Origin of the sequence: Nocardia sp. alder85J (genome assembly GCF_020176955.2) — a bacterium.
Taxonomy (GTDB): domain Bacteria; phylum Actinomycetota; class Actinomycetes; order Mycobacteriales; family Mycobacteriaceae; genus Nocardia.
This window is the reverse complement of the sequence record NZ_JAIUCZ020000010.1, coordinates 61,934-74,945: the sequence shown is the minus strand read 5'-3', so window position 1 is coordinate 74,945 and position 13,012 is coordinate 61,934. Positions and strand designations below refer to the sequence as shown.

Below are 13,012 nucleotides of genomic sequence, written 5' to 3'. Positions count from 1 at the left end.
TCGGGTGACGAGGTGTGCAGTTTCCCACTGTCCGCGCCGGTCCCCGCCGCCTCCGCCGGCCGACGCCGTCGGTGACGTGGCCGCTCAGCCGGACGGACGGTATCCGGGATTGGGAACGAATTCTCCGCGCGTCCGACGCATGCGGTCGTACAGATAGCCGCCCTTGATGTGCTCCGCGGGGATCCGGTGCGGGAAGACGACGGTCGCTGCCGCATCACCGGGATGGAGGTCGATGCCGGCGGCCGGTAGATCGATCTCGTATATCCAGGTCGGGTCGTAGTCCGGCGGAATATGCGGCGTCGGGGGGTGGATATTGGCGAGGGATTCCGAGCGGGTGGTGTAGATGTAGGGCTTGGCCCGGGAGGTCAGGACGTAATCCGCCGCGTCGTCGGAGGTCACCAGCGGCTCGAAACCCGCCGTGAGGATGGTCGACGGCGGCCGGGCGTCGCCGCGATAGAGGTGATCGGCATCGGTGCGCGGTGTCAGCGTCCGGCCGGGGTTGCCGAGCCGGGCCAGCTCCATCTTCTCGGCCCGGAGTTTTTCGAATGCCGTTCGGGGAGAATCACTCCCGGCGGACGCCGCCGCGGCCTCGGTCGAAAAAACCGCCGCGCCCTCACTGTCGGCGGCGGCGAGGGTCCGGTCGACATCGCCGAGTCTGCCGCCGACGTCGCGCAACGGCTGCGAGCTCGCGTCGCCCGCGGCCTGGATCGTGGTGCGCATGTCGGCCAGCAGTCGTCGGAGCGCCTCGGCAGCTACGTTGTCCATCCGGTCTCGAAAGTGGTGGGGTCTCCTCGCTATTCAACCGCGCGGGCGGGCCGCTCGGCCACCGCCGGGACACATGTCGCCGATGCGGCCGGATCAGCCCAGGGCGGCGGCGAACATCGGCCAGGAGTCGTGCAGGTCCTGCTGCCAGTACCCCCAGGAGTGGGTGCCCAGGGTGCGGAAGGCGAAGGTGGCGGGGACGTTCAGTTCGGTCAGGCGGTCGTGGAGGGCGTGGGCGCACTGGTCGGTGACGGCTTCCAGGACGCCGCCGGAGGTGAGCTGGGCAAGCAGTTTGCCGGGGTTGCCGTTGACGCCGGGGCCGTCGAGGGTGTCCAGCGGACCGGCCAGGCCGGTGCCGGAGGAGACGTAGATCGCGGTGCCGCGCAGGCGATCCGCGTGCAGGTAGGGGTCGTTGGCGGCCCAGGCGGGGTTGCCGAACGGGCCCCACATGTTGGCGGTGTTGCCGGCCCATCGGGTGACCACGGCCGCCACGAAGGCCTCGCCCTCGGGGGTGCTGGTCTGGGCGCAGCCGCTGTAGGAGCCGATGGCCCTGTACAGGCCGGGGGCGGCCAGGGCCAATTGGAACACCGAGGTGCCGGCCATCGAGATACCGGCGATCGCGGCCGCGCCGGTGCCGTGGAAGGTGGAGTCGATCACGGCGGGGAGTTCGCGGGTCAGGAAGGTGGTCCAGCGCTGCCGGCCCAGGATCGGGTCGTCGGATTGCCAGTCGGTGAAGTAGCTGCCCCGGCCGCCCATCGGGACGACGACGGTGACCCGTTTCGCGGCGAAGAAGCCGGCGATGTCGGTCTGCTCGGTCCAACTGGAGTCGTCGGTGCCGCCGTTGGCGCCGTTCAGCAGGTAGAGCACCGGGGCCGGTCGTGAATCATCGGGTGCGCGAAGCACTTTCACGGTGATGGTGGAGTTCATCGCCGCCGACCAGACCTGGATGTCGATCCCGGCGCCGGGACCCTCGGCGATGCCGGACAGGTAGGAGCCGTCGGTCGCGGAGCGGGCCGCGGCGGTGAGGGCGGCGATCGGCGCGGGGCCGGCGTCGTCGGCGCTCGCGACGCCCGTGCCGGCGAACGCGACCAGCAGGGCCAGCACCGCCGGAACCACGGGGTATCCGCTGCGAATATGTCTGCCCACCTGCGCCTCCCGGAGATCCTGCTGGGTTGCACGGCGACGGTACCGCCGAATCCGCAAGGGCGGCAGGGGTGCTCGCTCAGGATTGGATTTCGTGCCGTCGGGTCGGCGGCGGGCTGGAAATGTTCACAGAATTACGCCGTAGCCGTGGCCCGGGATCCGGTGCCTGCCGTTCACTGATAACCCGGCTCGACCCCGGCGTGAATCGAGGGAACTCATGGTCAATTTCGGCTTCTTCGACGACTGGCATCCGCAACCGGGCCGGCTCACCGGCTGGAGTGTGTCGCCGGGAGCGCGGGAGGCGATGGCGGCCGCACCGGCGCATCCGGCACCGGCGTCGTATCAGCAGCAGGAGTATCTGCGCACCACCCATCGGACGGCGAGCGCCGGTCGGCGGGCCTCGCGACTGTGCATGATCTCCTTCGACATTCCCGGTGCGCCCGACCTCGCCGCGATGACGCGGGCGCTCACCGCGTTCGTGCGCCGGCACGACACCTTCACCAGCCGATTCGCCGTCGAGGCCGACGGGCGGGTGGTCCGGCACGCGGTCGCGGCGGCGGCGATCGAGTTGCTGCCCACGGATCACGGCGATGTCGCCGACAGCGCCGCCCTGCGCCGCCACGTGCAGGACACCACACCCGATGCGCTGCACTGGGATTGCTTCAGCTTCGGGGTGATCGCCCGGGAGGGATCGTTCACGGTGTACGCGGCGGTCGACCACCTGCACACCGACGGCGTCGCCCAGGCCCTGACCTGTATGGACCTGCTGATGTTGTACGGCGGCGAATTGTCCGGGGCGGCAACGCCTCCGGCCCCGGTGGACGGGCACCTGGACTACTGCCGCCGGGAGCGGGCCGAGAATTCCGAGCTGACCGAGCGGTCACCGCAGGTCGGCACCTGGTTGCGGCTGTTGCAGCGCAACGGCGGCGACATGCCGGCGTTCCCGCTGTATCTCGGGCCCGCCGGGGCGGCCGGGTACAACCGCGGCGCCCAGGTGACGATGCCGCTTTTCACCGAGGCCGACGCGCTGCGCTTCGAGCAGGCGTGCGAGGACGGCGGCGGCCGCTTCGTGGGCGGACTGTTCGCGGCGCTCGCCCTCGCCGAGGCCGAATTGACCGGCAACGACTGGCATTTCGTGTTGACCCCGGCCAATACCCGGCGCACGCCGGGCGAGCAGGGCTCGGTGGGCTACTACACGAATCTGGTGCCGATCGCCTTCGACGTCCCTGCCGACGCCACCTTCGCCACGCTGGTGCCCGCGGCGCAGCAGGCCGCCGACCTGGCCCGCACCCTCACCGACGTGTCGCCGCACCGGGTGCTCGAACTGGCCCCGCCGGATCTCGGCCTCCGGGTGCGACCGGGCTGGGTGGCGATGATGCTGTCCTACGTCGACGTGCGCAGGATCGCGGGTGCGGAACTGTTCGACAGCATCAACGGCGGCCTGTTCGCCAATCGGGCCGCCGCCGACGAGGTGTACGTCTGGATCAACCGGTTCCTCGACGTGACCACGCTGAGCCTGCTGCACCCGGACACCGACGAGGCGCGCGAGTCGATCGAGCGCTACCTCAAGACGCTGACCTCGATCATCACCACGGTCGCCGGGGACGGCGACTACGCGCTGCCCGCCGGCGCCTGACCGTGACCGTCGAGGACACGACGGTCCCCGATCACCGATCGGATTCGCCGGACGCCGACACCACCGCCGCGGCCTGGGGACCGGTGGCGCTGATCGCCGGTCTCACCGCGATCGTGCTGCTGGTGCGGTGCGATCGCTACGGCTACTTCGGCGACGAGCTGTATTTCCTCGCCGCCGGGCGACATCTCGGGCCGGGATACGCCGACCAGGGGCCGCTGATCCCGCTGCTGGCCCGCGCCGCGACGGCGCTGGCACCGGGATCACTGGTGGCGCTGCGGCTTCCGTCCATCATGGCGGCCGTCGCCGGTGTCATGGTGGCGGCGGCGACCGCCCGCGAATTCGGCGGGCGCCGGAAAGCGCAGGCGCTGGCCGCGATCGCGTACGCGACCTGCCCTTACCTGATCACGCAGGCGGCAAGCCTGTCGACCTTCGCACTGGACAGTACGGCGACGGCGACGGCGCTGTGGTTGCTCGTGCGCTGGACGCGCGTGCGCCGGGATCGGCTGCTGGTGGCGGCGGCGATCGTGGTGGCGGTCGATGTCCAGGTGAAACTACTGGTCCTGGTACCGGTCGCCGCCGCGGCGGCGGCCCTCACCGCCGTCGGACCGCGAGAACCGTTGCGGCGAAGGGCCTTCTGGCTCGGCATGCTGATCGTCGCAGCGGCGGCGGCACCCGGCATCGCCTGGCAGCGACAGCACGGGTGGCCACAGCCGGCGATGGGCGCCATCATCCGGGACGAACAGCGATCCGCGACCGGCGGGGTGCTGGGGCTGCCCGTCCAGTGGGCGATCCTCACCGGATTGCTCGGCGGGCTGCTCGCGCTCGCCGGTGGGTGGGCACTGTTGCGGCGGAGCGACTTCCACCCGTACCGGTTCGTCGGGGTCACGACGATCCTGCAAGCGCTGTTCGTGATCGGCACAGGAGGGCGACCCTACTACATAGCGGCCTGCCTACCAGCGCTTTTCGCGGCGGGAGCCGTGGCGGTCACAGCGCCCCGGCACCGGAGGACACGCGTCGCCGGGGTGGCGGCGGGTGCCGCGCCGAGGTCACGACCGGCGCGCATCTCCACGGCGGCCACGGTCGCGACACCGCCGCACGCGGCCCACTCCGATGCGGCGGTGGCCGTGGTCCGGAGGCCACACCCGGCGCGTATTGCGGGCGTGGCGGTGATCGTGGTGTCCGTGGCGATCGCGGTGACGGTGGTCGCCGCGCTGCCGCTGCCGCTGTCACGGCTGCACCGGCCGACCGATACGCAGGCCGAATTGTCCACACGTATGCGGACTTTCGGCACCACCGGCTGGTCACGGCTGATCGACACCGTCGGCGCCGCCTACCGGGCGCTGCCCGCGGACGATCGGGACGGGGTCGGGATCGTCACTCAAACCTATTGGCAGGCAAGCGCTGTCGAGCAGGCGGAGATCGGGCCGCGGGTGTACAGCCCGGATCGCGGATTCGCCTATTTCGGTGTGCCACCGCCGGATACGCGCATCGTGTTGTACGTGACCGCGGGCGCCACGGGGGCGGGTGCGACCGCGGCGTTCGAGGCGGCGCGGCCGGTGGCGCGCCTGGACGATCCGCTCGGCTTCCCCGGAATCGACCGGGGTGTCACGGTGTGGCGCTGTGAACGTCCCCGGCGGCCCTGGCCGCGACTGTGGCGGGACCTGCGCACCCTGACGCTCGACCCGGGCCTGCCTTCGGCTCCGAATATCACCACGCCGGAAAGACATTCGTCATGAGCGCGGCCCACGACGGCAGCAGCCGCACCGGCATGCCGCGGCCCACGGTGGCAGCCGCTCCGATCGGCCGCGGTTCGGTCCCGGACGCGGCGATCCCACGCCGCAGCGCCCGGTGGCAGAGCAGTGGTCCGCTCGGCCTCCCGCCACCGGCGGCGATGATCGAGTCGAATCGTGCCCGGGTCCGGCATACATTCGACGAATTGAACGGAGGGCCGGATGTCTGTTGTCCGCGCGACTGTCCCGAGGCGTGGCGCCGCCGTCGTGGCGCCGCCCGTGCTCGCCACCACGGTAGTGCGTGGAATCGTCGACGAACTCCTCGGCGACCGCACCCGCGGCCGGACCCGCGCGGATCTGACGCTGGTGGTGAATCTCTGCGCCACCGAACTGGCCCGAGCGCTGGCCGGGGAAGCTCCGGTGAGCGCCGACGCACTGGCCCAGATCGAGACCGTGGCGGCGCGCTGGGCGCAGCTGGATCGGCCCGTCGAACCGTTGCAGCACGCCGTGCACGCCGGGGCCGGTACCGCCTTCCGGCACCTGGCCCCGGCGTTGACCTGGTCGTCTGTGCGGACCGTGCGCGCCAACGGCCTCGTGCTGATCGACATCATCCGGACCATGTCGACCGCGGTGTCCCGCGGCTACGTCCGGGAGATCCGGGCGCTGGCCGCGGAGCAGCGGGCCGTCGTGCAGACCTTGACGGCCCGGTTGATCGCCGGGAACGCCACCCGCGCCGACACCCCCGATGACCTCGATCTCGCGGATTCGTATCGGGTGCTGGCCGTCGCCCTGGGCCCGCATCCGGACGAACACGATCGACGCCTGGACGCCCGAGTGGTCGCCCGCAGGAAACTGCGGCGGGTCCAGGCCGAACTCGCCGCCACCGGCCACGCCGGGGTGCTGGCACAACTCAGCGTGGACGGCGGCACCCTGCTGCTCCCCTTACCCGGCCGAACCGGCGGCCTGCCCGACCCGGGCAACCACGCGCCGGAACCGAACGACCGCGCGACCGATCCGCCCGGCACTGCCGACCCGATACGCGATACAGCCCATCGAATACACGGCATGGCCGACCGCGTCCCCGGTACAGCCGACCGCGCTCCCGGCACGGCCGGCGAGACCGACACCCTCGTGGCCCGGCTGGAGCGGGCGGCGGGCGCACCGATCACCGTCGCCGCTGTCGACACCGATCGGGACGACATCCCGCACGCCGTCGAATTCGCTCACGAACTGCTGGATCTCGCAGTGCGGCTGGATCGCGGCCCGGGCCTCTACCGGTTCGAGGATCTCGCCTGCGAATACCAGCTGGGTCGTCCCGGCACCGCGAACGAGAAGATCCGCTCGGTGCTGGCGCCGTTGCAGACCGAACCCGAATTGGAGCGCATGCTCTGGGAATTTCTCGCCGCCGGTGGCCGGGCGGCGACCGCGCAGCGGCTCGGGGTGCCGGTCGGCGTGCTGCGCCGGCGGCTGGCCCGGGTCACGGAGCTGACCGGGCTCGATCCCTCCCGCGCCACGGATCTGTGGTACCTCCGGTCGAGCATGATCGCCCGCGCGATCCATCGATCCGGCCCCGGCGACGATCCGGATTCGCCACTGGGACAGGCGGTGTGACCGGTGGTCGGGCCGCCGCCAGGCGACGATCGGGGCACCGCGCCGCCGCGGCTCATGAGTTGCTCGGCCGACGAGCGCACCCGGTCCGCGACACCCTCGCCGACTGTGCGCGCAGCCTGCCCGCACGGCAGGTCGGGTGACGGTTCCCCGGCCCCGTCGCTGACAGGTTCCGGGTTCCGACCGAGAATCATGGGATGACAGTTCCCGAATTGCTGCGCCGCGCCACCGAGCTGGTGCCCGCGGGGGTGCGCAGCGGTACCGGGTGGTCGAGCGCGGACGTCCGGGAATATCTGCGCGAGCACGAATGGGGTGTGGCGCTCGGCCTGCTCCAGGAGTTCGACGGTCTGGGGTGGCAACCGGCCGAGTTCTGGGATCTGCTCGCCGACGCGGCGCAGCGCATGCGCCTGGAGTACGACATGCGCTGGTGCCGGTGGCGGGGTGACGAAACCCGGTGCGGCAGCATCATTCGCGCCGAACTCCAGTTGCTGGCGCCCGAGGCGGGCGGGCCGCGGCAGCCGCTGCCCGGCACCGGCCGGTTACGGCCGATGTGGGCGGTCGGCGACGGTGATGTCGGCCGGCGCATCGCTCGTTTCCTGGCCGAATCCACGCCGGAGATCCCGGTGGGCGGGCAGGGCACGATCCGGCTGCTGCCGTTCACCCCGGATGCGTGGCGGCATCTCCGGCGCGGTGACCTGATCACCATGCATCAGCGCCGGCCCGCGATCGCGGCCGCGCGGATCATCGAGATCCAGCGCGCCTGACGAACTGCGGCGGCACGCACCGCCGCGCCGCCGCACGCCGGACGCTCAGCCCGCCGCGACGCGCAGGTATCCGGTCACCGTGCCCTGGTACTGGACCCCGCCGGGCGCGATCGAGCCCACCATTTCCAGGGTGTCGAACGGCAGGCCCGTGCCGACCGGCTGTTCGGTGTCGAGGACACCGGTGGCGGCGTCGATCACCGCATAGTCGTAGCCGTCCAGCACCGTCGCGTCGGCGGCCGGGGAGTGCCGGGTGAAGGTGTAGATCTTGCCGTCGGCGGTCGACAGCCGGGGCACCGCCGCGGAGGGGACCGCATTGTTCCAGCGCACCGTGCAGCCGGACGGGTCGACCTCGACGCGGGTCATACCGCCGGTGAAGGGTGCGGACGCCGGATCGCTCGGGCCGACCGTCCCGGCCGGATACGGATAGCCGTAGGTGCTCGCGACGATCACCGTGTTTCCGATGCCGATCGGCGAGTTCTCGGTGCCGCTCGGTCCCGGTGGCAGCACGGCGACCGAGCAGATCGGCACGCCGGTCGCGGTCGAGTAGACCAGCAGATGTTCCTGCGGCGCCGCGTTGTCGGTGATCGTGACGTATTCGGAGCCGGTGCGCGGGCCGAAGAAGGTGGGCGTGGCGCCGGTGCCGTGGCTGAGCTGACCCGGTTTGCGGGCGGGGCCACGGTCGTAGGGCTGCCGCCAGGCGATCACCGGCGTGCCGGCGGCATCGGTGCCGAGCAGGTACAGCGCGTGGTCGGTGGCGACGGCGACACCGCCGGCCGCGGCGGCGATGCTGTTCTCCACCAGTTCCCCGGCGCCGAGCGCGACGGCCGCGATCCCGCCGTCGGGGCGCAGCACCGCGGCGGTGCCGTGTTCGGTGGCCAGCCAGATCGCGCCGGTCCGGTCCGGGGTCGCCGACGAGACGGCGTCACCGGCGGGAACGACCGCCGAGGTCGGCGCGGTGTGGTCGACGTACAGCCGCCAGGCCCCGCCGGGACCGCCGTGGTCGTGGGCGATCCATTCCAGATTGCCCGCGCCGTCGACGGTCACCAGCCGATCCTGGTGGTCGAGGAAGGCGTACACCCCGCCGAGGACCGTCCCGCTCCCGGCGCGGGTGGGCAGCGAGGCCAGCGGTTCGCCGCTCGCCGGGTCCAGCAGGAAGGCGGTCGGGATGCGGGTGGTGATCAGGGTGCACAGGGCCACCGGCAGGCCGTCGCCGCCGACCAGGATGGTCGGGCAGGTGCCGCCGATCGGGTGGTAGCTCGCCGCGACCGGGCCGGTGCCCGGTCCGGGCAACGGCGTGGTGTCGGACGCCTCGGCGTCGCCGTGCATGGTCGCGGTGCCGGCCGGGCCCAGCCAGGGGTTCGGTGGTGCGGCGGGCCCGAACTGCTCGGCCGCCGCCGGCGCCGCCGCCAGCACGACCGCGATCGCGGCTCCCAGTGCACTCCGCACGATCGCGTTCACTCTGCTCCCTCGCTCCGCGGCGGATCACCCCACCCGTGGTCCGAGCGGGGTGATCGAATCCGGATGCCAGGGTACAAAACCGGCCGGGCGGTGTCAGCGCCGGAAGATCACCCAGCGCATCGCCGAGTACATGAACACCGCCTCACCGGCCCCCGAGAGGATGCGCGCGAGGTGGTATTCGACACCGACGGCCGCCAGCACGCTGGACACTCCGAGGATGAAGGCCAGATAGTTGACCACCACCACCGCGACGTACACGGCCACCTGCGGCACCACCGCGGCATGCGAGCGGAAGTTCAGGGTCCGGTTCAGCACGTAGCTCAGGCCGAACGCGACCGCGTACCCGCCGGTGATCGCGACCGGCAGCGGCACCATCCCGTGCAGCAGAGTGAGCACCAGCAGATCGACCGCGAAGGTGCCGCCGTTGATCAGCGCGAAACCCAGGAAGGTCGGCGCGACAACGGTATCCAGCCCGAACGGCAACCGGGACACCACTGCCGCGCAGCACCGGTGGAACCATGCTGCCAGCCGCGCCGCGGCGATCTCGGGTTCGATACGCACCTCGCCACGCTGCCACCGGCAGGTGTCCACGTGATGATCGAACAGCGAATTCCCCGTTCGCCCGGGGTGTGTCACGCCACTGCCGTGCGGCAGGTCTGGCAGTCGACGGCGGGCAGGCCGGGGTGCGGATGGCCCAGGTCGATCAGTCTGGTCCAGCAGTACCGCTTCATGTCGCAGGCCTCGAGCGTGCAGTCGGCATGCCGTCTGTTCAGCTCGCCGTGCATCTGCGCGGGCGTGAGGCTGTGGCCGGGCCACTGGTGAAACACTGGATTGTCCAATTCACACTCCCTTTCGCACACCATCGATGTCCGGCACGAGAACCCTTGTGCGCCATGATGCAACACGGTCGGCGGCGACGGGACCGATTTCGGATCGAACCGCACCTGGCGGGGCGCGGCCCGCGCGGCACCCGCGCGCGTCGCGTACCTGGGCGGATCAGTGCGACGCGGCGCCGCCCGCCGTCCGGCGTACCTCCAGCACCACCGCCGCCTCCGCACGGGTGTCGAAGTAGCAGAATCCGGACCCGTCGGCGCGGTGGCCGCGGCCGATCGTGCCGAGCCCGAGCACAGCGGCCCGGTCCTCGGCGTCGGCGAGATCCGGGGTCTCGAACCCGAGATGGTAGACGCCGGGACCGAATTCGTCCAGGAATCGCCGCTGCGGGCAGTCCCGCAACGGCGGCTCGCACAGCTGCAACTGCACGTTGTCCAGATCGGCGCACTTGTAGCGCAGCGCCGCCGACGCCACCGGATCGGCCACCTCGTACACCACGTACGGATCGCCCTTCGGGTAGTCGTACCAGGGACCGATGCCGAGCCGCTGGTAGTACCCGACGGCCGCGTCGAGATCGGGCACCACGACGCAGACATGGTGCAACTGCCGGAACAACGGGGACACGGGCAACTCCTCGGCGACGGCCGGACCGCGGCGCGACGACCGGTGGACGCCCCGCACACAGTGCTGTATACAGACTAGTGCACGGTATCACATACAGAGAGTCGCCGATTCTCGCGGCGATCCGATCGGAGCACCATGTACTACTTCGGTTACTGCACCTACCTGCTCGAATCCGAGCTACGGAAGTATCTGCCCGAGGCCCTGGCGATCACCCACGCCACCGCGGTCAACCATCAGATCCAGTTCCGCGCCGCCGGCGACCGCACCGACCGTGGCTGGTGCCATCTGGCCCACACCGGCACCTACGGCAAATCCGCGCAGGGCATCGTCTTCGAGGTCGACGCGGCGCATCTGGCCGACCACTTCGACGATTTCGACATCGTCTTCCTGACCGTGCGCGGCGACGACGGCCGCAGCTACGACTGCTTCACCTACGTACTCACCCGGCCCGGCGCGCGCATGCGGCCACCCCGCTTCTACTGGGAACGCGTCCCCGCGGGCCTGGCCGAACAGCGCTTCCCGGCCGACTACCAGCGCGAAGTCCAGGACATCTTCGACGAGGCCGCCGAATGCCCCGACTTCGACCGCCCCGCCCCCTCGGGCCCGCCGGGCCGGTCGGCCGCGTCCCGGTGAGGGAACCGGCGGATCCGGTCACGTGCCCGGCGAATCCGGCGAAATCGGTTACCAGCCGCGAGAATCCGGCGGGCCCCGCGGCCACCCGGCGTGCCTCGCGGAATCGGTTGCGGGCCGGGTGGTCTCGGTGACGGGCCGGGTGGCATCCGGCGCGCGCACCCGGTGGTCGCCGGTGCGCGCGCCGGATCTGCTGGCGTACGCGACGATGACGACGGTGTGGGGCGCCAGCTATTTCTTCACCGCCATCGCCCTGCGGTCCTTCTCTCCCATGATGGTCGTGTTCGGCCGGATGGCGATCGCGACGATGGTGCTCGGCGGCGTCGCGTGGCGTCGCCGCCCGCCCCGGCCCACGCGCCGAATCATGGTGCTGCTGTGCGTATTCGGGCTGTGCAACGTGACCCTGCCGTACACCCTGATCACAGTCGCCCAGACGCATCTGCCGTCCGCGCTGACCGGCGTACTCTCCGCCACCACACCGATTTTCGTCTTCCTGGTCGCGGGGCCGATCCTGCGCACGGAACGGGTGACGCCCGGCCGGGCCGCCGGAGTGCTGCTGGCCTTCACCGGTATCGCCCTGCTGCATCCGCCGGGCGCCGGCGGCGGACGGCTGTGGCCGCTGGTCGCGGTGGCGGGATCGCTGGTGTTCGCGATCGGCAACGTCGCCACCGGCCGATATCTGGCCGGGGTCGACCCGCTCGTCATCGCGACGGGCCAGATCGGCAGCGCCGCAATCCTTTCCGCGCTGCCCGCCGCGACGATCGGCACCCCGATCCGCGCCGTGGGCCCGGCGCCGGCGCTGGCCCTGCTGGAGCTGGGCCTGTTCGCCTCGGCGCTGGCCTACCTGCTGTACTTCCGCTTCATCCTGCGCTGGGGCTCCACGGCCACCTCGTTCAACACCTACCTGCAACCGATCGTGGGCCTGACCCTCGGCCTCGGCCTGCTCGGCGAAACGATCACCGGAAGACAGTGGGCCGCACTGGGTTCGATCCTCGCCGGACTGGCGCTGTTCGTCGCGCGCGATCTCAGGACGCGACCCGGCGGTGGCGGGTGGGCCCGGATTCGCAGGGCGTGGTGCCGCATCGGGTTCGGCACCACGTCGGCCGAATACGACGGCGGCCCGACGTTCACCCCAGGGCGCCGCGGATGATCCGCGCGGTGTTCTCGACGTGTTCGCGGGCGACCCGGCCCGCGGTCTCGGCGTCCCGGGCGCGCAGCGCCGACACCAGCAGGCGGTGCTGCGCGTTCACCACCTCGTCGTCGGCGGGCGTGAAAACCACCGGCTGCGTGAGGTTCCAGTAGTTCAGCTTGGTGCGCCGATGGAACTGGGTGAGCAGCGCGTTGCCCGACGCCTCGGTGATGATCCGGTGGAACTCGCCGTTCAGCTCGTTGAGCTTGGCCCGGGTGGGCGGCGGGCTCTCCATTTCGGCGATCAGCTCCTCGAGCCGCGTCAGCTCCGCCGCGCCGATGCGTTCGGCGGCCAGGTGAGCCGTATGAGCCTCGACACCCGCTCGCGCCTCGATGATCTCGAGCAGTTCCTCGGGAGCGTGGTCACGCACGATCCAGCCGCGCCGCTGTTCGACCAGGCCCTCCTGCCGCAGCCGCAGCAGCGCCTCGCGCACCGGAGTACGGCTGACCTGCAACCGCTCCGCCAACTCCTCCTCCACCAGCCGGTGATTGGGCCGGAACTCCGCCGACAGGATGGCATCGCGCAACTGCTCGTGCACCGCGTCGGCGATGTTCTCGGCGCCGCCACGCGGCTTGCGCGCCGTGGCGGCCGTCCCGTCGGTCAGCACCGTCTCACCCATCCCCTCATCGAAACCGAT

13 protein-coding genes are annotated in these 13,012 nt (G+C 71.3%); 6 read left to right on the top strand and 7 right to left on the bottom strand.

Annotated elements, in window-relative coordinates:
- Positions 1–84 precede the first annotated feature (84 nt).
- Positions 85–765, bottom strand: coding sequence for a hypothetical protein (locus LBW94_RS32725; RefSeq protein WP_225058753.1), 681 nt, complete (start codon positions 763–765; stop codon positions 85–87).
- Between the two features lie 93 nt (positions 766–858).
- Positions 859–1,908, bottom strand: coding sequence for an alpha/beta hydrolase (locus LBW94_RS32720; RefSeq protein ID WP_225058754.1), 1,050 nt, complete (start codon positions 1,906–1,908; stop codon positions 859–861).
- Positions 1,909–2,122: 214 nt separating this feature from the next.
- Between LBW94_RS32720 and LBW94_RS32715 the strand changes: the two genes are divergently transcribed.
- From LBW94_RS32715 to LBW94_RS32700, 4 genes are all read left to right on the top strand, one after another.
- Positions 2,123–3,541: a condensation domain-containing protein gene (locus tag LBW94_RS32715; RefSeq protein WP_225058755.1), complete on the top strand. Its 1,419-nt coding sequence runs from the start codon at positions 2,123–2,125 to the stop codon at positions 3,539–3,541.
- 2 nt (positions 3,542–3,543) lie between these two features.
- Positions 3,544–5,277: a glycosyltransferase family 39 protein gene (locus LBW94_RS32710; RefSeq protein ID WP_225058756.1), complete on the top strand. Its 1,734-nt coding sequence runs from the start codon at positions 3,544–3,546 to the stop codon at positions 5,275–5,277.
- Positions 5,278–5,493: 216 nt separating this feature from the next.
- Positions 5,494–6,882: a helix-turn-helix domain-containing protein gene (locus tag LBW94_RS32705; RefSeq protein WP_225058757.1), complete on the top strand. Its 1,389-nt coding sequence runs from the start codon at positions 5,494–5,496 to the stop codon at positions 6,880–6,882.
- 194 nt (positions 6,883–7,076) lie between these two features.
- Positions 7,077–7,643 (top strand): hypothetical protein, encoded by a 567-nt coding sequence (locus tag LBW94_RS32700; protein WP_225058758.1) that lies wholly within the window; start codon positions 7,077–7,079, stop codon positions 7,641–7,643.
- Positions 7,644–7,688: 45 nt separating this feature from the next.
- Here the strand turns inward: LBW94_RS32700 and LBW94_RS32695 are convergent, their stop codons facing one another.
- From LBW94_RS32695 to LBW94_RS32680, 4 genes are all read right to left on the bottom strand, one after another.
- Positions 7,689–9,092, bottom strand: a complete 1,404-nt coding sequence (locus tag LBW94_RS32695) for a hypothetical protein (protein ID WP_225058867.1) — start codon at positions 9,090–9,092, stop codon at positions 7,689–7,691.
- Between the two features lie 102 nt (positions 9,093–9,194).
- On the bottom strand, positions 9,195–9,662 hold the full coding sequence (locus tag LBW94_RS32690; protein WP_225058759.1) for a GtrA family protein: 468 nt from the start codon (positions 9,660–9,662) through the stop codon (positions 9,195–9,197).
- A gap of 71 nt (positions 9,663–9,733) precedes the next feature.
- On the bottom strand, positions 9,734–9,940 hold the full coding sequence (locus LBW94_RS32685; protein ID WP_225058760.1) for a hypothetical protein: 207 nt from the start codon (positions 9,938–9,940) through the stop codon (positions 9,734–9,736).
- 157 nt (positions 9,941–10,097) lie between these two features.
- Entirely contained in the window at positions 10,098–10,556 is a 459-nt protein-coding gene (locus LBW94_RS32680) for a VOC family protein (protein ID WP_225058761.1), read from the bottom strand.
- Between the two features lie 135 nt (positions 10,557–10,691).
- Between LBW94_RS32680 and LBW94_RS32675 the strand changes: the two genes are divergently transcribed.
- Entirely contained in the window at positions 10,692–11,189 is a 498-nt protein-coding gene (locus tag LBW94_RS32675) for a hypothetical protein (protein WP_225058762.1), read from the top strand.
- Positions 11,190–11,211: 22 nt separating this feature from the next.
- Positions 11,212–12,336: a DMT family transporter gene (locus LBW94_RS32670; protein WP_225058763.1), complete on the top strand. Its 1,125-nt coding sequence runs from the start codon at positions 11,212–11,214 to the stop codon at positions 12,334–12,336.
- Here LBW94_RS32670 and LBW94_RS32665 read toward each other — a convergent pair.
- Positions 12,314–12,994 carry a GntR family transcriptional regulator gene (locus LBW94_RS32665; protein WP_225058764.1) on the bottom strand — a complete coding sequence of 227 codons (681 nt, stop codon included), beginning with the start codon at positions 12,992–12,994 and terminating at the stop codon, positions 12,314–12,316. The genes LBW94_RS32670 and LBW94_RS32665 overlap by 23 nt on opposite strands.
- Positions 12,995–13,012 lie beyond the last annotated feature (18 nt).